The 20,114-nt window shown below is 58.4% G+C and carries 21 protein-coding genes; 8 read left to right on the plus strand and 13 right to left on the minus strand.

Annotation, left to right across the window (positions count from 1 at the left end; all coding sequences use genetic code 11):
* Window positions 1–612, minus strand: a complete 612-nt coding sequence (gene emtA / locus EV102420_RS09360; RefSeq protein WP_042391256.1) for a membrane-bound lytic murein transglycosylase EmtA — start codon at window positions 610–612, stop codon at window positions 1–3.
* 92 nt (window positions 613–704) lie between these two features.
* Between emtA and ldcA the strand changes: the two genes are divergently transcribed.
* Both ldcA and EV102420_RS09370 read left to right on the plus strand, forming a co-directional pair.
* Entirely contained in the window at window positions 705–1,619 is a 915-nt protein-coding gene (ldcA, locus tag EV102420_RS09365) for a muramoyltetrapeptide carboxypeptidase (protein WP_042391258.1), read from the plus strand.
* A 142-nt stretch (window positions 1,620–1,761) separates the two neighbouring features.
* Window positions 1,762–3,495 (plus strand): potassium/proton antiporter, encoded by a 1,734-nt coding sequence (locus tag EV102420_RS09370; protein WP_042391261.1) that lies wholly within the window; start codon window positions 1,762–1,764, stop codon window positions 3,493–3,495.
* Between the two features lie 54 nt (window positions 3,496–3,549).
* Here the strand turns inward: EV102420_RS09370 and dadX are convergent, their stop codons facing one another.
* Both dadX and EV102420_RS09380 read right to left on the minus strand, forming a co-directional pair.
* Complete coding sequence (gene dadX, locus EV102420_RS09375; RefSeq protein ID WP_042391262.1) at window positions 3,550–4,620, minus strand: catabolic alanine racemase DadX; 1,071 nt, start codon at window positions 4,618–4,620, stop codon at window positions 3,550–3,552.
* Between the two features lie 9 nt (window positions 4,621–4,629).
* Window positions 4,630–5,931, minus strand: a complete 1,302-nt coding sequence (locus EV102420_RS09380; protein WP_042391263.1) for a D-amino acid dehydrogenase — start codon at window positions 5,929–5,931, stop codon at window positions 4,630–4,632.
* 350 nt (window positions 5,932–6,281) lie between these two features.
* Here EV102420_RS09380 and EV102420_RS09385 point away from each other — a divergent pair, with 350 nt between their 5' ends.
* Complete coding sequence (locus EV102420_RS09385) at window positions 6,282–7,814, plus strand: SpoVR family protein (protein WP_042391264.1); 1,533 nt, start codon at window positions 6,282–6,284, stop codon at window positions 7,812–7,814.
* A 49-nt stretch (window positions 7,815–7,863) separates the two neighbouring features.
* On the opposite strand, the gene fadR is transcribed toward EV102420_RS09385, so the two are convergent.
* Entirely contained in the window at window positions 7,864–8,583 is a 720-nt protein-coding gene (fadR, locus tag EV102420_RS09390; RefSeq protein WP_042391266.1) for a fatty acid metabolism transcriptional regulator FadR, read from the minus strand.
* Between the two features lie 287 nt (window positions 8,584–8,870).
* Here fadR and dsbB point away from each other — a divergent pair, with 287 nt between their 5' ends.
* Entirely contained in the window at window positions 8,871–9,401 is a 531-nt protein-coding gene (gene dsbB, locus EV102420_RS09395; protein ID WP_042391268.1) for a disulfide bond formation protein DsbB, read from the plus strand.
* Here the strand turns inward: dsbB and ycgN are convergent.
* The 3 genes from ycgN to EV102420_RS09410 form a co-directional block, all read right to left on the minus strand.
* Window positions 9,398–9,838, minus strand: a complete 441-nt coding sequence (ycgN, locus tag EV102420_RS09400) for a cysteine cluster protein YcgN (RefSeq protein WP_042391270.1) — start codon at window positions 9,836–9,838, stop codon at window positions 9,398–9,400. The genes dsbB and ycgN overlap by 4 nt on opposite strands.
* Before the next feature lie 101 nt (window positions 9,839–9,939).
* Window positions 9,940–10,599 carry a fumarylacetoacetate hydrolase family protein gene (locus tag EV102420_RS09405; RefSeq protein WP_042391273.1) on the minus strand — a complete coding sequence of 220 codons (660 nt, stop codon included), beginning with the start codon at window positions 10,597–10,599 and terminating at the stop codon, window positions 9,940–9,942.
* A 55-nt stretch (window positions 10,600–10,654) separates the two neighbouring features.
* A complete protein-coding gene (locus EV102420_RS09410; protein WP_042391274.1) occupies window positions 10,655–10,939 on the minus strand; it encodes a YcgL domain-containing protein in 285 nt (94 codons plus the stop codon).
* 122 nt (window positions 10,940–11,061) lie between these two features.
* Here EV102420_RS09410 and minC point away from each other — a divergent pair, with 122 nt between their 5' ends.
* The 3 genes from minC to minE are packed head-to-tail and all read left to right on the plus strand — an operon-like array spanning window position 11,062 to window position 12,898.
* On the plus strand, window positions 11,062–11,793 hold the full coding sequence (gene minC / locus EV102420_RS09415; RefSeq protein WP_042391275.1) for a septum site-determining protein MinC: 732 nt from the start codon (window positions 11,062–11,064) through the stop codon (window positions 11,791–11,793).
* 22 nt (window positions 11,794–11,815) lie between these two features.
* Window positions 11,816–12,628 (plus strand): septum site-determining protein MinD, encoded by an 813-nt coding sequence (gene minD / locus EV102420_RS09420; RefSeq protein ID WP_042391277.1) that lies wholly within the window; start codon window positions 11,816–11,818, stop codon window positions 12,626–12,628.
* 3 nt (window positions 12,629–12,631) lie between these two features.
* Window positions 12,632–12,898 carry a cell division topological specificity factor MinE gene (gene minE, locus EV102420_RS09425; protein WP_042391279.1) on the plus strand — a complete coding sequence of 89 codons (267 nt, stop codon included), beginning with the start codon at window positions 12,632–12,634 and terminating at the stop codon, window positions 12,896–12,898.
* A 98-nt stretch (window positions 12,899–12,996) separates the two neighbouring features.
* Here minE and rnd read toward each other — a convergent pair whose 3' ends face one another.
* From rnd to yoaA, 5 genes are all read right to left on the minus strand, one after another.
* On the minus strand, window positions 12,997–14,124 hold the full coding sequence (gene rnd / locus EV102420_RS09430; RefSeq protein ID WP_106403919.1) for a ribonuclease D: 1,128 nt from the start codon (window positions 14,122–14,124) through the stop codon (window positions 12,997–12,999).
* Window positions 14,125–14,194: 70 nt separating this feature from the next.
* Window positions 14,195–15,880 carry a long-chain-fatty-acid--CoA ligase FadD gene (fadD, locus tag EV102420_RS09435; protein ID WP_131406009.1) on the minus strand — a complete coding sequence of 562 codons (1,686 nt, stop codon included), beginning with the start codon at window positions 15,878–15,880 and terminating at the stop codon, window positions 14,195–14,197.
* 204 nt (window positions 15,881–16,084) lie between these two features.
* Window positions 16,085–16,672 (minus strand): Slp family lipoprotein, encoded by a 588-nt coding sequence (locus tag EV102420_RS09440; protein WP_042391462.1) that lies wholly within the window; start codon window positions 16,670–16,672, stop codon window positions 16,085–16,087.
* A 68-nt stretch (window positions 16,673–16,740) separates the two neighbouring features.
* A complete protein-coding gene (gene tsaB / locus EV102420_RS09445; RefSeq protein ID WP_042391284.1) occupies window positions 16,741–17,436 on the minus strand; it encodes a tRNA (adenosine(37)-N6)-threonylcarbamoyltransferase complex dimerization subunit type 1 TsaB in 696 nt (231 codons plus the stop codon).
* Window positions 17,437–17,503: 67 nt separating this feature from the next.
* Window positions 17,504–19,429, minus strand: a complete 1,926-nt coding sequence (yoaA, locus tag EV102420_RS09450; protein WP_042391285.1) for a DNA repair helicase YoaA — start codon at window positions 19,427–19,429, stop codon at window positions 17,504–17,506.
* Between the two features lie 126 nt (window positions 19,430–19,555).
* Between yoaA and EV102420_RS09455 the strand changes: the two genes are divergently transcribed.
* Complete coding sequence (locus EV102420_RS09455) at window positions 19,556–19,900, plus strand: RidA family protein (protein ID WP_042391286.1); 345 nt, start codon at window positions 19,556–19,558, stop codon at window positions 19,898–19,900.
* A 2-nt stretch (window positions 19,901–19,902) separates the two neighbouring features.
* Here the strand turns inward: EV102420_RS09455 and EV102420_RS09460 are convergent, their stop codons facing one another.
* Window positions 19,903–20,088, minus strand: coding sequence for a YoaH family protein (locus EV102420_RS09460; protein WP_042391288.1), 186 nt, complete (start codon window positions 20,086–20,088; stop codon window positions 19,903–19,905).
* Window positions 20,089–20,114 lie beyond the last annotated feature (26 nt).

Raw genomic sequence — 20,114 nt, forward strand, 5'->3', positions numbered from 1 at the left:
TTACATCGCATCCATGGCTTTCTGCACCTTCCAGATATAGCGTGGTGCCTGCGGCGCAGGATGATTTTCGGCAACGTGCTCGACAAATTCATCCGCGTCCAGGTCGTTGATCTCGCTAATGGCCTTCTTGCGATCCGATGAGAAGGTGCGCAGCAGCGCCCCTGCGCCGTTGACGTAAGAGACCACCAGCGCGTACTGCATCACCTCTGGATCTTTAATCCCGGCAAGTACGCCGTGTTCAAGAATGCTCAGGTAGGCCGTCCCCATCGAGATATTGCGCTCCGGGTTTTTCAGCTCGCTGGTCGAGGGTTGCCCGCTCCAGCCCATGTGCCGGTAAACCTCTCTCCCGGCGGTAGAGGCTTTAAGCTGCATCAGACCCACGGCGTTGGATTTACTCACCAGCGTCGGATTTCCACCAGACTCTACGGCGATAATGGCCGTTATCAGCCGCGGGCTGACGCCCCACGCCGCACCCGCTTTCTCGCTGATCGGCATCCACTGCATCGCCCGTTTGACCGGGACCTCCGGGTTCCACGGCGGATTTTTATAATCCTGTTTTGAACTACACCCTGCCAGCAGCACCACCAAAAAAGCAAACCATCTCAATTTCACACCAACAATCCTTTTACCGGGAGTTTAGATGACAATGACAATCCTAAGCGGCATGATAACCGTTTCATTTACTATGTCAGCAAGGATTTGCCATGTCCCGGATTCATCTGATCGCCCCCTCCGGCTACTGCATTAATCAGCCCGCCGCCCTCAGGGGCATCCAGCGCCTTGAGGCCGCAGGCCACCATGTAGAGAACCAGCAGGTGATCGCCCGCCGCGATAGTCGCTTTGCCGGGAATGACGTCGAGCGGCTGGCGGATCTGAATGCCCTGGTGACGCTGGACACGGCGAACACGATTGTGATGCCGGTACGCGGCGGCTACGGTGCCAGCCGTCTGCTGGAGGGGATCGACTGGCAGGGGCTGGCCGAGCGCCAGCGACACGCGCCGCTGCTGATCTGCGGCCACAGCGACTTCACCGCCGTGCAGCTTGGCCTGCTGGCGACGGATAACGTCATCACCTTTTGCGGGCCGATGCTGGCGGGTAACTTTGGCGCAGAGGCGCTGGATGACTTTACGCAGGCGCACTTCTGGCGCGCGCTGCGCAATGAGATCTTTACCGTGACCTGGGAAGGCAATGGTCCGGCGTGCGACGTTGCGGGAACGCTCTGGGGGGGGAACCTGGCGATGCTGGTCTCGCTCATCGGCACGCCGTGGCTGCCGGCCATAGAAAACGGTATTCTGGTGGTCGAGGATATTAATGAGCACCCGTTCCGCGTGGAGCGCATGCTGCTCCAGCTTCATCATGCGGGCATCCTGTCGCGGCAGAGGGCGCTGATCCTCGGCAGCTTCAGCCGCAGCGCCCCTAACGACTATGATGCCGGGTTCGATCTTGACGCGATGATAGCCTACCTGCGTACGCGCCTGGCGATCCCGGTGGTGAGCGGCCTCGCCTTTGGTCATGAGCCGCAGACGGTGACCCTGCCGCTGGGCGCGCAGGCGCGCTTACAGCATCAAGATTTTCATACGCAGCTTACCCTTAGCGGCCATCCTGTTTTACGTGAATAAAAATATCGTTTTTAGCCTCTATTAAAACGCTGCTACCGCCGTGGATATGGTAAGGTTTTAGAGGGTCGTGCCGCGCCATCTCTGGCGCGAGCGCCCTCGGCCCCGTTTGGGTGGTAATTGTATTTAGAGGAGAAAAACGACATTGGAAGCTGAGGCAATCATCGGTCTTTTCATTTTGGGTTCAGTGCTTGTAACCTGCAGTATCTTATTAAGTTCTTTTTCATCACGCCTTGGTATTCCCATCCTGGTTATCTTTCTCGCCATCGGCATGCTGGCCGGTGTCGACGGCGTCGGCGGTATCCCTTTCGATAACTATCCGCTCGCCTACATGATCAGTAACCTCGCGCTGGCGATCATTCTACTGGATGGCGGCATGCGCACCCAGGCCAGTTCGTTCCGCGTCGCCCTCGGTCCGGCCCTGTCGCTGGCTACGGTCGGGGTGCTGATCACCTCCGGCCTTACCGGAATGATGGCCGCCTGGCTGTTCAAGCTAGACATGATGGAAGGCCTGCTGATTGGCGCGATCGTCGGCTCGACGGATGCGGCGGCGGTCTTCTCCCTGCTGGGCGGCAAGGGGCTTAACGAGCGTGTCGGCTCGACCCTGGAGATTGAGTCCGGCAGCAACGATCCGATGGCCGTGTTTCTCACCATTACCCTGATAGATATGATCCAGCATCACCAGCTTGGGCTGGACTGGAAGTTTGCCCTGCATATTGTTCAGGAGTTTGGCCTCGGGATTATCGTCGGCCTGGCGGGTGGCTACCTGCTGCTGCAGATGATCAACCGTATTGCGCTGCCCGCCGGGCTCTACCCATTGCTGGCCCTGAGCGGCGGCATTCTTATTTTCGCGGTCACCACGGCAATCCATGGCAGCGGCATCCTGGCAGTCTACCTGTGCGGTTTTGTGCTCGGCAACCGCCCCATTCGTAACCGCTATACTATTCAGCAGAACTTTGACGGCCTGGCCTGGCTGGCGCAGATCGGCATGTTCCTCGTGCTGGGGCTGCTGGTTTCCCCCTCCGATCTGCTGGTGATTGCCGTTCCGGCCCTGCTGCTCTCGGCGTGGATGATCTTTATTGCCCGCCCGCTGTCGGTGTTTGCAGGCCTGCTGCCGTTCCGCGGCTTCAACCTGCGCGAGCGTATCTTTATTAGCTGGGTGGGGCTGCGCGGCGCGGTGCCTATCATCCTTGCGGTATTCCCGATGATGGCTGGACTGGAAAATGCCCGCCTGTTCTTCAACGTCGCCTTCTTCGTGGTGCTGGTCTCCCTGCTGTTCCAGGGGACCTCTCTGGGCTGGGCAGCGAAAAAAGCCAGGGTGGTGGTTCCCCCGGTGGGCTGGCCCGAGTCGCGGGTTGGGCTGGACATCAGCCCGGAGAATGCCTGGGAGCAGTTTATCTACCAGCTGAGCGCCGATAAGTGGTGCGTCGGTGCGGCGCTGCGCGATCTGCATATGCCGCCGGAGACGCGCATTGCGGCCCTGTTCCGGGGCAACGCGCTGCTGCACCCGACCGGCAGCACCCACCTGCGTGAAGGCGACGTGCTGTGCGTAATTGGCCGCGAGCGCGACCTGCCTGCGCTGGGCAAGCTGTTTAGCCACTCGCCGCCGGTGGCGCTGGATCAGCGCTTCTTCGGGGACTTTATTCTGGAGGCCAGCGCCAAGTTTGCCGACGTGGCGCTGATCTACGGTCTCGATCAGGGAACGGAGTATCCCGACAAACAACAGACGCTGGGGGATATTGTGCAGAAGCTGATCGGTGCTGCGCCGGTGGTCGGTGACCAGGTGGAGTTTGCCGGCATGATCTGGACGGTGGCGGAGAAAGAGGACAACGCCGTGCGTAAGGTCGGTGTCCGAGTAGCAGAACAAGAGAGTGAATAACATGGTAGGCCCGGCAAGCATAGCGCCGCCGGGCGAAAAGTGACAACGTCACAATCATTGCGTAACAACAGGCACACGGGGCGCAAGCGCGCACATCAGCTCATACCCCACCGTGCCCGCTGCGGCAGCGACGTCATCAATCTTGATTTCGCTGCCCCACAGCTCAACCGGCGTACCGATCCCAGCCTGCGGGCACGGGGTTAGGTCTACCGCCAGCATATCCATCGAAACCGTTCCGACAATCCCCGTGCGTACGCCATCCACCAGCACCGGCGTGCCGTCCGGAGCGTGGCGCGGATAGCCATCGGCATAGCCCGCCGCAACAATGCCGATCCGCTGCTCGCCCGTGGCCTGATAGCGCCCGCCGTAGCCCACCCGCTCGCCCCGCTTCAGGGTCTGCACGCCGATAATCTCGCTCTGCAGGGTCATCACCGGCTTGATGCCGCTGTTCGCGACGTCGTGCCACTGCCCGGAGGGCGACGCGCCGTAGAGAATAATGCCCGGTCTGACCCAGTCAAAATGGGCCTGAGGATGCCAGAGCGTGGCCGCCGAGTTGGCGAGGGAGCGCGGACAGTTAAGCCCTTCCGCCGCCTGCTCTACCCGCACCATCGCCTCAACAATGCCGTCGGGCTTCTCCCCCGAGGCAAAGTGCGACATCAGCGTCATCTGATCCACGTTTTTCATCGCCCGCAGCTGCTGCCATACCGAACTGACCCGCTCCGGCATAAACCCTAGCCGGTTCATACCGGTGTTGACCTTCAGGTAGATATCCAGCGGGGCGCTAAGCCGGGCATTTTGCAGCGCCTTTAGCTGCCAGTTGCTGTGGATGCTGGTAGTCAGACGCAGACTATCCAGCAGCGGCAGCTCGTCGGCATTGAAGAAGCCCTCCAGCAGCAGGATCGGCCCCTTCCAGCCGCGCTCGCGCAGCAACACCGCCTCCTCCAGATTCAGCAGGGCAAAACCGTCCGTGGTACCCAGCGCGCGCCAGATGCGGTCGATCCCGTGCCCGTAGGCGTTGGCTTTTACTACCGACCAGACCCGCGCCCCAGGCGCGGCGCGGCGAACCACCTGTAAATTATGCTGTAAGGCCGATAAATCAAGCGTGGCCTGAACAGGACGCGTCATGACTGCCCCTTATGTATTGTGTACGCCGTGCAGATGGCTGGCTTGCGCAGGAGTAAAATTGTCGCTGTAACGGGCTACGCCTAAATCATCGTATGGAATAGCCGGGGAGCGGCCAGAGATCAGATCGCTCAGCAGTTGGCCGGAGCCGCAGGCCATGGTCCAGCCAAGCGTGCCGTGCCCAGTGTTGAGCCAGAGATTTTTAAACGGCGTACGTCCTACGACCGGTGTGCCGTCCGGCGTCATCGGACGTAGCCCGGTCCAGAAGGTGGCCTCTTCGACGCGGCCTCCGCGTGGGAAGAGATCGCGCACCACCATCTCCAGTGTCTCCCGACGCGGTTGCAGCAGCTCGGTGTTGAAGCCGACAATCTCTGCCATCCCGCCCACGCGGATGCGGTTATCGAAGCGGGTGATAGCAATCTTGTAGCTCTCATCAAGGATAGTCGACACCGGGGCACCGCTCTCTTCCGCCACGGGAATGGTGAGCGAGTAGCCTTTCAGGGGATAGACCGGAATATCGACGATGCCTTTCAGCATGGCGGTGGAGTATGAGCCAAAGGCCATCACATAGGCATCGGCCTTGATCACCTCATCGCCACACTTCACGCCGTAGATCTTCTCGCCCTCATAGAGCAGGCGATCGACCGGGGTGTTGTAGCGGAACACCACGCCTGTCTGCTCGGCCATCTGCGCCAGACGCTGGGTAAAGAGCTGGCAGTCACCGGTTTCGTCATTGGGCAGACGCAGGCCACCGGTGAGCTTGTGCGCCACCTCGGCCAGGGCGGGTTCAACCTCTGCCAGCCGGGCAGACTCCAGCAGCTGGTAGGGGACCCCGGCCTCTTCCAGCACGGCAATGTCGCGGGTGGCGTTCTCATACTGCTGTTCTGTGCGGAAGAGCTGTAGCGTGCCGCCCTGCCGCCCCTCATACTCAATGCCGGTGCTGTCGCGCAGGGCCTTCAGGCAGTCGCGGCTGTACTCGGCCAGACGCACCATCCGCTCTTTATTCTCCATGTAGTGGCGGGTGTCGCAGTTACGCAGCATCTGCCACATCCACTTCAGCTGGAACGCCGTCCCGTCAAGGCCGATAGCCAACGGGGCATGACGTTCAAACATCCACTTGATCGCCTTCAGCGGTACACCCGGTGCGGCCCAGGGTGAAGCATAGCCTGGTGAGATCTGTCCGGCGTTGGCCGCGCTGGTTTGCAGCGCCGATCCCGGCTCTCGTTCAATTACCGTTACCTCATGCCCCGCCTGACTTAGATACCAGGCGCTGGTCACGCCCACGACGCCACTTCCCAGAACCACAACGCGCATAGCCACTCCCTATGAGTAAAACTGACGAGTTACGAACATTCATCGGTTAAGAACAATCATCTGATTACAAATTGATAACTCAGATGAAAATGTTATTCAACATATGGCTTTTTTATGGTGACTTAACTCACATCTCTGCCTATGGCCGCGGATGGGGAGTATTTGGTATCTCCTGCTGAGCCGTCTTGTAACGCAGCATAAAATAGCGCAAACGCCTGGCCTACCCCCCTTTTTACACGGCGAAATGGCGAAGAAAAAATTTCCCCGCCAGTCCGGTTTCCGGTGCGGTGATCTATGCTTGAAAGGAGACTCTCCTGCAAGAGAGAGTCGCCAACAATGAGGGTGCGCTAATGGCTACGATTGACTCCATGAATAAGGACACCTCCCGTCTCAGCGATGGACCCGACTGGACATTCGAACTGCTTGATACCTACCTGGCCGAGATCGATCGGGTAGCCAAACTCTACCGGCTGGATACCTATCCCCACCAGATCGAAGTGATCACCTCTGAACAGATGATGGACGCCTACTCCAGCGTCGGGATGCCGATTAACTATACCCACTGGTCGTTTGGTAAGAAGTTTATCGAGACCGAGCGGCTCTATAAGCACGGACAGCAGGGATTGGCCTATGAGATCGTCATCAACTCCAACCCCTGTATCGCCTACCTGATGGAGGAGAACACCATTACCATGCAGGCGCTGGTAATGGCCCATGCCTGCTACGGGCATAACTCCTTCTTCAAAAATAACTACCTGTTCCGTAGCTGGACCGATGCCAGCTCCATTGTTGACTACCTGATTTTTGCCCGTAACTACATCACCGACTGTGAAGAGCGCTATGGCGTGGTCGAGGTAGAGAAGCTGCTCGACTCCTGCCATGCCCTGATGAACTACGGCGTCGATCGCTACAAACGACCGCAGAAGATCTCTCTCCAGGAGGAGAAAGCGCGGCAGAAGAGCCGGGAAGAGTATCTGCAGAGCCAGGTAAACACCCTGTGGCGCACCCTGCCGAAGCGCGAGGAGGAGAAAACGGTCGCCGAAGTGCGGCGCTACCCCTCTGAGCCGCAGGAGAACCTGCTCTATTTTATGGAGAAAAATGCCCCGCTGCTGGAGCCGTGGCAGCGCGAGATTTTGCGCATCGTGCGTAAGGTGAGCCAGTATTTCTATCCGCAGAAACAGACCCAGGTGATGAACGAGGGGTGGGCGACCTTCTGGCACTACACCATCCTCAACCATCTCTACGATGAGGGGAAAGTGACCGATCGCTTTATGCTGGAGTTTCTCCATAGCCACACCAACGTGGTGTTCCAGCCGCCCTACAACAGCCCGTGGTATAGCGGGATCAACCCCTACGCGCTGGGCTTCGCCATGTTCCAGGATATCAAACGGATCTGTCAGTCCCCTACCGAGGAGGACAGATACTGGTTCCCGGATATTGCCGGATCGGACTGGCTGGAGACGCTGCACTTCGCCATGCGCGACTTCAAAGACGAGAGTTTTATTAGCCAGTTCCTGTCACCGAAGGTGATGCGTGACTTCCGCTTCTTCACGGTGCTGGATGACGATCGCAATAACTATCTGGAGATTGCCGCTATCCATAACGAAGATGGCTACCGTGAGATCCGGGCTAAGCTCTCGGCACAGTACAATCTCAGCAATCTTGAGCCAAATATCCAGGTATGGAATGTGGATCTGCGTGGGGATCGCTCTTTGACCCTGCGCTATGTGCCGCACAACCGTGCGCCGCTGGATAAGGGCCGTCGGGAGGTGCTGAAGCACGTGCACCGCCTGTGGGGATTTGATGTGATGCTGGAGCAGCAGAACGAAGATGGCAGCGTAGAGCTGTTGGACCGCTGCCCGCCGCGTCAGAATAGCCTGTAACGCCTGTCCCTCTCCTGGCGGAGAGGGCTTTCCCTGTTTCTCTCTGAACTTAACGACTCTGGATAGCAAGATCGCCCGGCAGGTTTTTCTGCATCCGGTGCCAGATCTCTCCGCTGTCGCGTCCATAGTGGCGCACGATATCATACACCTTGTCATGATCGCCGCGCTCACACACCTCACCCAGACGGTGGTAGAAGCCCAGCGCCAGGCTGCGCGCCTCGGGGTTGGCAAAGTAGTGCCGCCCGATACGGGTGTAGAGCCCCTTCATGCCGTTGAGGATCAGCCCATAGATAGGGTTGCCGGAGGCAAAAGCGAGGCCGCGGAAAATGTTGTAGTCCAGCTCGGCAAAGGCATCGGCGTGATCTTCTACCTCACGCGCGCGGGCCAGTACGTCCAGGGCGTCCTGCGGATGCTGGCGAAACGCGGTGCGGATGAAAATGGTGGCGATGTTGGTGCGCACCGACAGCAGGTTGTCGATCAGCTGCGGAACGCTCTCATGATCGAGCCGGGCCAGCGTCTCCAGAATATTGAGGCCTGACGTCTCCCAAAAGTTATTCACCTTGGTCGGCTTCCCGTGCTGGATGGTCAGCCAGCCGTCACGCGCCAGACGCTGTAACACCTCGCGCAGCGTGGTGCGGGTGACGCCAATCAGTTCGGAAAGTTCTCTTTCAGCTGGCAGGATCGTTCCGGGTGGAAAGCGATTATTCCAGATACTTTCAATGATGTACTCTTCCGCGAAACCCGCCGGGCTCTGCGCCTTAATGACCATAGAGAAATTTCCATTACACAGCGAAACAAAGAGACTCATCATACCAGAGCGAGGGGGCAGCAGATAGCATGAAACGGGAAGAAAAAGGGATCGCCGTTCTGTTTTTACGCTTTTCTTAAACGGCCATTTTTAGCGTATTGTGCTGACCGTTTACCCTTTGCCACGCTTTTGCACTTCCAGCATAAACAACGCTTATTTCCCCCACTTTCACCCGCATCTGAACCCTTTGTCATCTCAGGGTGAATTCGTTTACACTGCGGTGTCTAGCATCTCCCAGGGAAATGATTATGTTACAATTTTTAAACAAGTGCTCTCACGGGCGCGGTGCCTGGTTACTTATGGCACTGACGGCGTTGGCGCTTGAGCTGGTGGCGTTATGGTTCCAGCATGTGATGCTGCTTAAACCGTGCGTTTTATGTATTTATGAGCGTTGCGCCCTGTTTGGCGTAATGGGCGCCGGGCTGGTGGGTGCAATCGCGCCGAAAACGCCGCTGCGCTATGTGGCGATTGCTATCTGGCTCTACAGCGCGTGGCGCGGCATTCAGCTGGCATGGGAGCATACGATGATCCAGCTGCACCCTAACCCGTTTATGACCTGCGATTTCGCCGCCCGTTTCCCGAGCTGGCTGCCGCTGGATAAGTGGCTGCCGCAGGTGTTTGTTGCCTCTGGCGACTGCGCCGAACGCCAGTGGTCCTTCCTGACCCTGGAGATGCCGCAGTGGCTGGTAGGGATCTTTATCGCCTACTTCGCCGTGGCAATCCTCGTGCTGATTGCCCAGGCGTTCAAACCGAAAAAACGCGACCTCTTTGGTCGTTAAGCGCCGGGCTTGTTGAGGATGTGATCCTCCCAGTCCCGTACCTCGGACTCCGTCACGGCAATGTGGCGGACCGAGATGCGCTCGGCGTGCATCGCCGCTTTTGAGCCGCTACGCAGCGGATGCCAGAGCGGCAATGTTTTCCCCTCCGCCAGCAGGCGATAGGCACAGGTCGGCGGCAGCCACTCAAAGGTCGGCAGATTCTCCCGCGTTAGCTTGATGCAGTCCGGTTCATACTCGAAGCGCCGCTCGTAGTTGCGGCACTGGCAGGTTTTGATATTAAGCTGACGGCAGGCGACGTTGGTGAAGTAGATCTCGTCGGTGTCTTCATCCTGAAGCTTGTGCAGGCAGCACTGGCCGCAGCCGTCGCACAGCGACTCCCACTCGGCATCGGTCATCTGCTCAAGGGTTTTGCTCTGCCAGAAAGGTGTATCGCTCATAAGGAAGTCCGCCGTGAAATTTCAGCTGCACCTTATAACCACTCTGGCACATTGATGCAAGTTTTGCCGCCCTTTCGACGGCAAAACATGGCACAGACGGTTTACAGCACGCGGGTGGTGAGGGACTGGCCGTTGAAGCTCACTTCCAGCTCGTCGCCGCTGTGCAGCGGACCGACGCCTTCCGGCGTACCGGTAAGAATGACGTCCCCGGCGCGCAGGGTGAAGTAGCGGCTCATGTAGGCAATCAGCGGCACAATCTTGTGGATCATATCCGCCGTGGTGCCCTGCTGACGCACCTCGCCGTTGATCTTCAGCCCGAGCGGCGTGTTCTGCGGATCGCTTGCGAACTCCGCTGCTGGAATAAAGCCGGAGAGCGGGCAAGAGTTGTCAAAGCCTTTGGCCTTCTCCCACGGCTGCCCGGCCTTCTTCATTTTGCCCTGAACATCACGCAGCGTCAGATCCAGCGCCACGCCGTAGCCGGCAATCGCCTGTTGAACGTGCTCTTCCGAGGCCTGGCGCAGCGTAGCGCCGATCAGCACCGCCAGCTCAACTTCGTGGTGCACCGATCCTAGCCCCTGCGGCAAGGCCAACGGCTGGCGGAGATCGCAGAGCGCGGTTTCAGGCTTGATAAACAGCACCGGCTCGTCCGGCGTAGCGCTGCCCATCTCCTGAATATGTTTCGCATAGTTACTGCCAACGCAAACAACCTTACTAACGGGAAAATCTAACAGTGCACCCTGCCAGTTATGATGCTGATACATGTTACCCCCTGAGTAACCCTTTGAACGCGAGTGAAATTTGACTATCACCGCCGTCTCAGGATTTGTCAATCTTCCCGCTGCTTTGCAGATGCTGCTTAAGGAGATCCTCCTGCGGGGGCGGCATTTGCAGGTAGTATCCCTGCTCTTTCAGCGCCGCTTTGACCTTGTCCAGATCGGCATTGGCTAAGCTTTTGCGCCCGTCGAGGGGCAGCAGCATCGTCATGACCGGCTGGCCAAAACTTTTCATTAATGGCTCAGGGACGCGAGAAAAATCATCTTTTTTCTCGATATACAAATAGGTCTGTTCACGCTTAGCACTTCGGTAGATCACACAAAACATACTTTTACTCTTAATTAAGGGGAGGTGTCTTGCCTCAATATAGCAGGGACTATAACATGCCTGAGAGTCTTCGGAATATCACCCGCTGTGCGGGGGATAATAGCTAAATGAGTAAGGTCAGGATGTCAAACACGCCCATCGAGCTTAAAGGCAGTAGTTTTACCTTATCAGTGGTTCATTTGCATGATGCGAAACCCGAGGTTATTCGTCAGGCCTTAGAAGACAAAATCGCTCAGGCTCCCGCTTTTTTACAGCATGCTCCCGTTGTTATTAACATTTCCGCGCTGGACGAGGCGGTAAACTGGTCTGCATTGCATAAAGCGATTGCCAGCACCGGTTTGCGTGTTATCGGCGTTAGCGGCTGTAAACAGGCCGAGCTGAAGGCGGAGATTGACCGCGCTGGGCTCCCACTGCTGACGGAAGGCAAAGAAAAACTGCGCCAGCCGCCTGCTGCTGTGGCCCCGGTCGTTGAAGCGCCAATTGTTGAAGCGCCGATGGTTGAAGAGCCCGTTGTCGCGCCGATCACAAAAACACGCTTAATTGATGTTCCGGTCCGTTCCGGACAGAGAATATATGCCCCGGGCTGCGATCTGATCGTTACCAGCCACGTCAGCGCGGGCGCAGAGCTGATCGCCGATGGCAATATCCATATCTATGGCATGATGCGTGGACGGGCGCTGGCGGGGGCCAACGGCGACAGAGAAGCACAAATTTTTTGCACACATCTCACCGCGGAGCTGGTCTCCATCGCGGGTGAATACTGGCTGAGCGATCAAATCCCAGCCGAATATTATGGCAAAGCGGCACGCCTGCTCCTCGCGGATAACGCTTTGACTGTTCAACCATTGAATTAAGCCCTTATAACAAGGAACACCTATGGCACGCATTATTGTTGTTACTTCGGGTAAAGGGGGCGTCGGTAAGACGACATCCAGCGCGGCCATCGCGACTGGTTTGGCCCAGAAGGGAAAGAAGACCGTCGTTATCGACTTCGATATCGGCCTGCGTAACCTCGACCTGATCATGGGTTGTGAACGCCGGGTAGTCTATGATTTCGTTAACGTTATTCAGGGCGACGCAACGCTAAACCAGGCGTTGATCAGAGATAAGCGTACGGAAAGCCTCTATATTCTTCCTGCCTCCCAGACGCGTGACAAAGACGCGCTGACCCGTGACGGCGTCGAGAAAGTGCTCGACGATCTGAAGAAGATGGATTTCGATTTCATCGTCTGCGACTCCCCTGCCGGGATCGAAACCGGCGCGCTGATGGCGCTCTACTTCGCAGATGAAGCCGTTATTACCACTAACCCAGAGGTCTCCTCAGTACGCGACTCGGACCGCATTCTGGGCATTCTCTCCTCTAAATCGCGCCGCGCCGAGAACGGTCAAGAGCCGATTAAAGAGCATCTGCTGCTGACCCGCTACAACCCGGGCCGCGTTAGTAAAGGCGACATGCTGAGCATGGAAGATGTGCTGGAGATCCTGCGCATCAAGCTGGTCGGGGTTATCCCGGAAGATCAGTCCGTGCTGCGCGCCTCTAACCAGGGCGAACCTGTGATCCTGGACGCGACATCAGATGCCGGTAAAGCGTATGCTGATACCGTGGAACGTCTGCTGGGAGAAGAACGCCCTTTCCGCTTCATCGAAGAAGAGAAGAAAGGTTTCCTCAAACGCCTGTTCGGAGGATAAATTATGGCATTACTAGACTTTTTTCTCTCACGAAAGAAGAGTACCGCTAACATAGCGAAAGAGCGCCTGCAGATCATCGTGGCCGAGCGTCGCCGCAGCGATGCCGAGCCGCACTATTTGCCGCAGCTGCGCAAAGATATTCTGGAAGTGATTTGTAAGTATGTGCAGATCGATCCGGAAATGGTGACGGTACAGCTGGAGCAAAAAGACGGCGATATTTCTATTCTTGAGCTCAACGTTACCCTACCGGAAGCTGAAGAGACGAAATAACGTTTTACCGTTATCTCCTTCATTAAAAAGGCAGCCCGTTAAGCGCTGCCTTTTTTATTTATGCTTATTCACTGTGTTTATTTACAGTGCCGCGTTCGCTAGCGGGGAAATTCCAGCAGCAGAGCCTGAAGACTTGCCACCATTAATTCACCGCGCCAGCCGGAGATAAGTTCCGGCGGAGTGGCAAACGACTTAATATTCCAGTGCCAGTTAAGCAGCTGATTTATTTGTCGACGCGAGGCCAGCAGCTCGGCGCTTACCCCTTTTGCTACGCTCACCTCCTGCACCAGCGCCTTAATCGCCTTGAAGGCCCGGCGATAGCCCGGCATATCAAGCAGGTTCAGCAGCGGCTCCGGGAGCGCCTCCTCCGGCAACGCCTGGGCCTGCGCAACCATCGCCAGCAGCGTTTTACCGTGGAAGCGGATCTCGCTCCCCGAGAGCCCGATGCTATCCAGCTCGCCGAGGCTGCCCGGCATATAGCGTGCGACCGCCCACAGGTTCTCTTCCCGCACCACAAAGTTTACCGCCAGATCGCGCTCGCGCGCCTTACGCAGACGCCACGCTGCCAGCAGCTGCAGGCAGGCCAGCTGACGGGTACGCAGCTGCCAGGCGTTGCTAATATCGCGCCACGCCTCTTCCGGGGCCAGCACTTCCTGACGACGCACCTGCATCAAGCGGCACTCGTCCAGCGCAGCAGGCAGCCACCCCGCCGCCTCGGTCTCCGCCATCAGCTTGTGGGCGATAGGCAGCAGATACCAGACGTCGGCCGCAGCGTAGTCGCACTGGCGCTCGGTCAGCGGACGCGCCAGCCAGTCGGTGCGGGATTCGCTTTTATCCAGCGCCAGACCGGTGTACTCCTCTACCATGGAGGCGAAGCCCCACGACAGCGGACGGCCGCTGAAGGCGGCAAGGATCTGGGTATCGATCAGCGGCTGCGGCAGCTCGCCAAACACGTTGAGGAAAACTTCCAGATCTTCACTGCCGGCGTGGAGAAACTTGGTGACCGCGCGATCCATCATCAGCTCGCGGAACGGCGTCCAGTCGGTGATCTCCAGCGGATCGATCAGCGAAACCTGCTGGCCGTCGTAGACCTGGATCAGGCCCAGCTGCGGATAGTAGGTGCGGGTGCGGACAAATTCGGTATCGATGGCTAGAGCCGGAAACGCGCGCGCCGCCTCGCTCATGGTCGCCAGCGCGTCGTTGGTAGTGATCATCTGGTAGTTCAAATCATACTCTCTTTGGTTTGCGCCCATAAAAAACGCCGGGCTAACCGGCGTTGGGCGACTCACTCGAAGCTTAGACCTTATTGTCTACTTTGCCGCGCGCTTCGTCACGTAATTCTCGCCGTAAAATTTTGCCGACGTTGGATTTCGGCAGCTCCTCACGAAACTCCACCAGCTTCGGTACCTTATAGCCGGTCAGCTGACGGCGGCAGAAGGTAATGAGCGCCTCTTCGCTGAGGGTGGGGTCCTTTTTCACTACGAAAATTTTGACCTTTTCCCCGCTGCTGGTGGACGGCACGCCGACGGCGGCCACTTCCTGCACGCCAGGGTGCTGCATCACCACGTCTTCAATTTCGTTAGGGTAGACGTTGAAGCCGGAGACCAGGATCATATCTTTTTTACGATCGACGATGCGCAGGAAGCCTTCGTCGTCCATCACCGCGATATCGCCAGTCATCAGCCAGCCATCTTTAATGATCTCGTCGGTAGCATCAGGGCGCTGCCAGTAGCCCAGCATCACCTGCGGCCCCTTGACGCACAGCTCGCCCGGCTCGCCGTGCGGTACTTCCCTGCCCTCGTCGTCAATCAGCTTCACTTCCGTAGAGGGCACCGGCAGGCCGATGCTGCCGCTGTGGTAGTCGATATCGTGCGGGTTCACGCTCACCAGCGGAGAGCACTCCGTCAGGCCGTAGCCTTCTAGCAGATACTGCCCGGTAAGCTTCACCCAGCGTTCGGCGACCGCCTGCTGAACGGGCATCCCGCCGCCTGCGGAGAGGTGCAGCGTAGAGAAATCGAGCTGCTGAAACTCTTTGTTGTTCAGCAGCGCGTTAAACAGGGTATTCACCCCGGTCATGGCAGTAAATGGGTACTTCGCCAGCTCCTTCACCAGCCCTGGAATATCACGCGGGTTGGTGATCAGCAGGTTCTGCCCGCCCAGCTCGATAAACAGCAGGCAGTTCATGGTCAGGGCAAAGATGTGATACAGCGGCAGAGCGGTAACCACCAGCTCTTTTCCCCGGTGCAGTAGCGGCCCGTAGGTGGCATTCACCTGTTCGAGGTTAGCCAGCATGTTGCGGTGGGTCAGCATCGCCCCTTTGGCCACGCCGGTGGTGCCGCCGGTGTACTGCAGGAAAGCGAGATCGTCCGGGACGACCTCCGGCTTAACGTACTGCATCCGGTAGCCGTTGTGCAGCGCCTGACGAAACGAGATGGCGTCCGGCAGGTGATATTTTGGGACCAGTCGCTTAACGTACTTGACCACGAAGTTGACCAGCGTCCCCTTCGCCGCAGAGAGCTGATCCCCCATGCGGGTCAAAATCACGTGCTGCACCTGGGTTTTCTGCACCACCTTTTCAAGGGTGTGGGCAAAGTTAGAGACGATGACGATAGCCGCCGCGCCGCTGTCGTTGAGCTGATGCTCCAGCTCGCGCGGGGTATAGAGCGGGTTAACGTTGACCACCACCATACCGGCACGCAAAATACCAAACAGCGCTACCGGATACTGCAGCAGGTTGGGCATCATCAGCGCCACGCGGTCGCCCTTCTTTAACCCCAGTCCGTGCTGTAGCCAGGCGGCAAAGGCACGGCTGCGCTCTTCCAGCTTACGGAAGGTCATGGTCTCGCCCATGTTGATAAACGCCGGCTGGTCCGCGTAACGGATCGCGGCGTTTTCGAAGAGTTCCACAAGGGATTGATAGCGATCGGGGTTGATGTCCGCTGGCACGTCGGCGGGATAACGGTTAAGCCAAACCTTCTTCAATGCGTCACCTCTGAAATGAAAATTCGTCGTCATCGCAACTCCGCTTAATAAACATGCCGTTAACATTATATTAACTCATTGTACCAGTTTATTAATTGGCCGATTCACAGGTTGCGAAGCGCGTCACTCTTTTATTCTTGTTATGGTCATAAAAAAGGAGAAACAGCGGATAGTCCGCTGTCTCTTCTCTTATTTAACAGAGAGTTACTCTGTTACGATGGTATGCACCGGGGCTGGACCGGCGTTGTACCAGCCGTAACCTCCGTAGCCACCGTAACGCCACGGATTAGGCCCCGGTCCCCAGTACCAGGGGTCAATCGGCTGCGGCGGCAGCATAACCTGCTGCTGTAGATGCCAGCGCTTATAGCCACTCACCTTCATGACCATAAACTTATAGGGGGTCTCGCCCACTTTGCCCTGCTCAACGCCGCTAATGGTGCCGACCACGGTCACATACTGGTTACGGAAATCCACCGGATCGAGGAAGCCGTTCACGTCGGCGTAGATACGCCCGCGGGAAGGTTCACCCAGCACGGGGCGCGCGCCGCTGTCCAGCGGTACCGAGGCAATCTCCAGCCGGGTTTGTCCCTGCTTGTTCTGCAAGCCGATAACTTTACCGCCGAAGCGCGCCTCCTGGCCGACGTACAGCTCAGGCGCATTCATCACCCGAACCAGATCCTGCTGCGGCGTTGGGCTGCTGCCTTTAATGGCGTCAGGCACCGAGATGCAGCCGCTCAACGCTAAGGCGGCTAAGCCTGCCAGCAGCCAGCGCCCGGACCTGCTTTGACCCACCTTTTGGGATACCTTCACTTACCACCTTCCTGCTATTTACATTGTTACGTTATGTATATAGCTGAGATTCATTTTCTGCCCGGAAGTTTCTTCCAGGCCACCTCGTTGCGCAAATAAACCGGCTCCGCATGCTCTACGGCGACGGTGCGGTGCTGGGCAAAAAGTTGGCAAGCGAGCGGGAGCATATCTTCAGCGGCAGGCAGGAGGATGCCACCGTCGCTGAGCGTCAGCCCGCTCTCTTGGCCGAGATCCGGCCATGCCGGCCAGCCGGTGCCCACCGTGGCCCAAGATCCGCTGAGCTGGGCCAGACGTTCGCTCACCGCGTCCGGCTTCAGCACCGCCTCGCTCTCTTCGCCGTGCCAGACGCCCTGCTCATCCCGCTGGTACTCGGCCCAGTAGACTTCGCCCATGCGGGCATCGATGGCGGCCAGCACGCGCGTTGCGCCGGTTTTACGCCATGCACCCTGCGCCATGGTGGCCAGCGTCGAGACGCCGATCATCGGCAGCTCGGCACCCAGCGCCAGGCCTTGGGCAATGCCGATGCCAATGCGCACGCCGGTAAAGCTGCCCGGCCCGCGGCCAAAGGCCAGCGCGTCGAGTTCGCCAAGGGTAACGCCGCTGTCGTTCAGCGTCTGCTGAACCAGAGGTAAAATACGTTGGGTATGTTCTCTTGGGCAGAGTTCAAAGTGGGCAGAGGTCGTACCGTCATTCCACAGGGCAACGGAACAGGCCTCTGTGGCGGTATCAATAGCCAGAATTCGCATCGGTCTTCGCGCTCTCGGGGTGTTGATTCAATAAAATGGCGCGCATCTTAGCACACTCTGCGGCAAATTACTGCGCAGAGGTCCCGGACAGGAATCTCACCGCGCGGGCGATATCCCGGGTGCGCGGCGTAGGCGGCAGACTGGCAAGGAAGGTGGCGCCATAGGGACGCATCACCAGTCGGTTGTCGCAGATCACCAGCACGCCACGGTCGTCGATGTCGCGGATCAGGCGGCCTACCCCCTGCTTGAGGGTGATCACCGCGTCCGGCAGCTGAACATCGTCAAAAGGATCGCCCCCGCGCAGGCGGCAATCCTCCATTCGCGCCTTCAGCAGCGGATCGTCCGGTGAGGTAAAGGGCAGCTTGTCGATGATCACCAGCGACAGGGTATCGCCGCGCACGTCTACCCCTTCCCAGAAGCTGCTGGTTGCCACCAGCAGGGCGTTTCCGGCGGTGACAAACTGCTGTAGCAGCTGGCCCTTGCTGGTCTCCCCCTGCAACAGCACCGGCAGCGACAGTGTAGCGCGGAACTGCTCCGCCAGATCGCGCATCATGGCGTGGGAGGTGCAGAGCATAAAGCAGCGGCCGTTGTTGGCCTCGATCATGGGCCTCAGCATGGCCGCCAGCTGGCGCGCCGCGCCGGGCTGGTTGGTCTGCGGCAGATTGCGCGGCACGCAGAGCAGCGCCTGGCGGGCGAAATCAAACGGACTGGGCAGCAGCATCGACTCTGCCGTTTCAATCCCGAGGCGGGAGGTAAAGTGGTGCAGGTCGTCGTTCACCGAGAGCGTGGCCGAGGTAAAGATCCAGCTTCCCGGCTTCTGGGCCATCACCTCTTTGAACTTCTCCGCCACGGTGAGCGGTGTCAGGGCGAGGGTAAAGTGACGCGAGGTGCACTCATACCAGTAGCTGAAGCCCGGCTGGTTGATCTCTTTCAGCCGCTTGAGGCGCGTGCGGTAGAGCGTGGCCCGTTCAAAGGCCGCGTCGAGCAGCGCCGAACGACCAAGAGAGAGCTTGGCCACGTCGTAGCACAGCTCTAAGGCATCATCGAGCAGCAGCAGCGCGCGCTGGACGTGGCTGTCCGCCAGCAGCTCGCGCAGGTTGCCGCGATAGCCCGGCTCGCCCAGCTGTAGACGGAAATCCTGCGCGCTCTGCGCCAGGCGATCCGCACACTTCTGCAGCTGCTGGGTATCTTTCAGTTCGGTGCGGTAGGCAATGGTGAAATCTTTCGCCAGATCCAGCAGCTGGCGGCTGGAGAGCGACTGGCCGAAGTACTGGCTGGCAATATCCGGCAGCTGATGCGCTTCGTCGAAGATCATCACGTCGGCCTCAGGGATCAGCTCGCCAAAGCCGCTGTCTTTCACCACCATGTCAGCGAGAAAGAGATGGTGGTTAACCACCACGACGTCAGCGTCCATCGCCTTCTTACGCGCCTTGACCACAAAGCAATCTTTATACATCGGGCAGTCGCTGCCGAGGCAGTTGTCGTTGGTGCTGGTGACCAGCGGCCAGGCCTGAGAGTCCTCCGCCACGCTGGCGCAGGTGCTGATGTCGCCATCAAGGGTCTGGCTCGACCATGACCGCAGCAGGATAACGTCGCTGAGGATCTGCACCGGCAGATCGCCTCCGGCCAGCGCCTGCTGCTCAAGACGTTCGATGCACAGGTAGTTGGAGCGCCCTTTGAGCAGCGCCAGACGGCCGGTGTACTCCAGCGCGCGGGAGACGGTCGGCAGATCGCGACTGTAGAGCTGATCCTGTAGCGCCTTCGAGCCGGTGGAGATAATGACCTTTTTCCCGGCGCGCAGGGCCGGGGCCAGATAGGCGTAGGTTTTCCCCGTCCCGGTTCCGGCCTCAACCACCAGCGGCTGGGTGTTAGCAATGGCCGCGCTGACCGCCTGGGCCATCTGCCGCTGCGGCTCACGCGGTTTAAACCCCGGTATCGCTTTCGCTAACTGCCCGTCTGTTGCAAAATCGTCCGTTACACTGTTCTCTGCCACGCCGCCCCCTGGTTATATCGCCAGTGATTATGTCAGGCGCGGGAATTTTTAGCTAGCCGAAGTCGTGACAGGATCGCTCCCCTGTGGCAGTCTTGGCCCTGCAAAAAAGCCATAACGGAGTGAAAAGTGACGATTAAACGTATTGATGCCGAGGCCCGCTGGTCCGATGCCGTGATCCACAACCAGACGCTGTACTACACCGGCGTGCCGGAGAACCTTGAGGCTGACGCCGAGGCGCAGACCGCCAACACCCTGGCGCAGATTGATGCCGTGCTGGCGAAACAGGGTAGCGATAAAACGCGCATTCTTGACGCGACGATTTTTCTGGCCGACGTTAATGATTTTGCGGCAATGAACCGCGCGTGGGATGCATGGGTGGTAGCAGGCCATGCGCCAGTACGCTGCACCGTACAGGCGACGCTGATGAACCCGCAGTACCGGGTCGAAATTAAAATTATCGCCGCGGTATAGACCTACTCTTCTTCATCCTCATCTTCAAAGCGTGCCACGATCCGTTCTCCGGTATGGTTGGCACGCAGCTCTTCGGCGACCACCGCGATCGCCTGCCCGCTGCTCATGCCTTCAGACATAAGCTGCTGAATACGTTCTACCGCCTGCTGCTGCTGCTCATGACTGAGCGAAGGTAAACCTGCAAACATCGTTAACTCCTGCTAGATTATCAGCG

This window comes from Pseudescherichia vulneris NBRC 102420, assembly GCF_000759795.1.
Classification (GTDB): Bacteria; Pseudomonadota; Gammaproteobacteria; order Enterobacterales; family Enterobacteriaceae; genus Pseudescherichia; species Pseudescherichia vulneris.

Bases quoted from the DNA above. Each gene is read 5' to 3' on its own strand.
- ldcA (WP_042391258.1), top strand. From the start codon at position 705: ATGTCCCGGATTCATCTGATCGCCCCCTCCGGCTACTGCATTAATCAG.
- dadX (WP_042391262.1), bottom strand. From the start codon at position 4,620: ATGACGCGTCCTGTTCAGGCCACGCTTGATTTATCGGCCTTACAGCAT.
- EV102420_RS09380 (WP_042391263.1), bottom strand. From the start codon at position 5,931: ATGCGCGTTGTGGTTCTGGGAAGTGGCGTCGTGGGCGTGACCAGCGCC.
- EV102420_RS09385 (WP_042391264.1), top strand. From the start codon at position 6,282: ATGGCTACGATTGACTCCATGAATAAGGACACCTCCCGTCTCAGCGAT.
- fadR (WP_042391266.1), bottom strand. From the start codon at position 8,583: ATGGTCATTAAGGCGCAGAGCCCGGCGGGTTTCGCGGAAGAGTACATC.
- dsbB (WP_042391268.1), top strand. From the start codon at position 8,871: ATGTTACAATTTTTAAACAAGTGCTCTCACGGGCGCGGTGCCTGGTTA.
- ycgN (WP_042391270.1), bottom strand. From the start codon at position 9,838: ATGAGCGATACACCTTTCTGGCAGAGCAAAACCCTTGAGCAGATGACC.
- EV102420_RS09405 (WP_042391273.1), bottom strand. From the start codon at position 10,599: ATGTATCAGCATCATAACTGGCAGGGTGCACTGTTAGATTTTCCCGTT.
- EV102420_RS09410 (WP_042391274.1), bottom strand. From the start codon at position 10,939: ATGTTTTGTGTGATCTACCGAAGTGCTAAGCGTGAACAGACCTATTTG.
- minC (WP_042391275.1), top strand. From the start codon at position 11,062: ATGTCAAACACGCCCATCGAGCTTAAAGGCAGTAGTTTTACCTTATCA.
- minD (WP_042391277.1), top strand. From the start codon at position 11,816: ATGGCACGCATTATTGTTGTTACTTCGGGTAAAGGGGGCGTCGGTAAG.
- minE (WP_042391279.1), top strand. From the start codon at position 12,632: ATGGCATTACTAGACTTTTTTCTCTCACGAAAGAAGAGTACCGCTAAC.
- tsaB (WP_042391284.1), bottom strand. From the start codon at position 17,436: ATGCGAATTCTGGCTATTGATACCGCCACAGAGGCCTGTTCCGTTGCC.
- EV102420_RS09460 (WP_042391288.1), bottom strand. From the start codon at position 20,088: ATGTTTGCAGGTTTACCTTCGCTCAGTCATGAGCAGCAGCAGCAGGCG.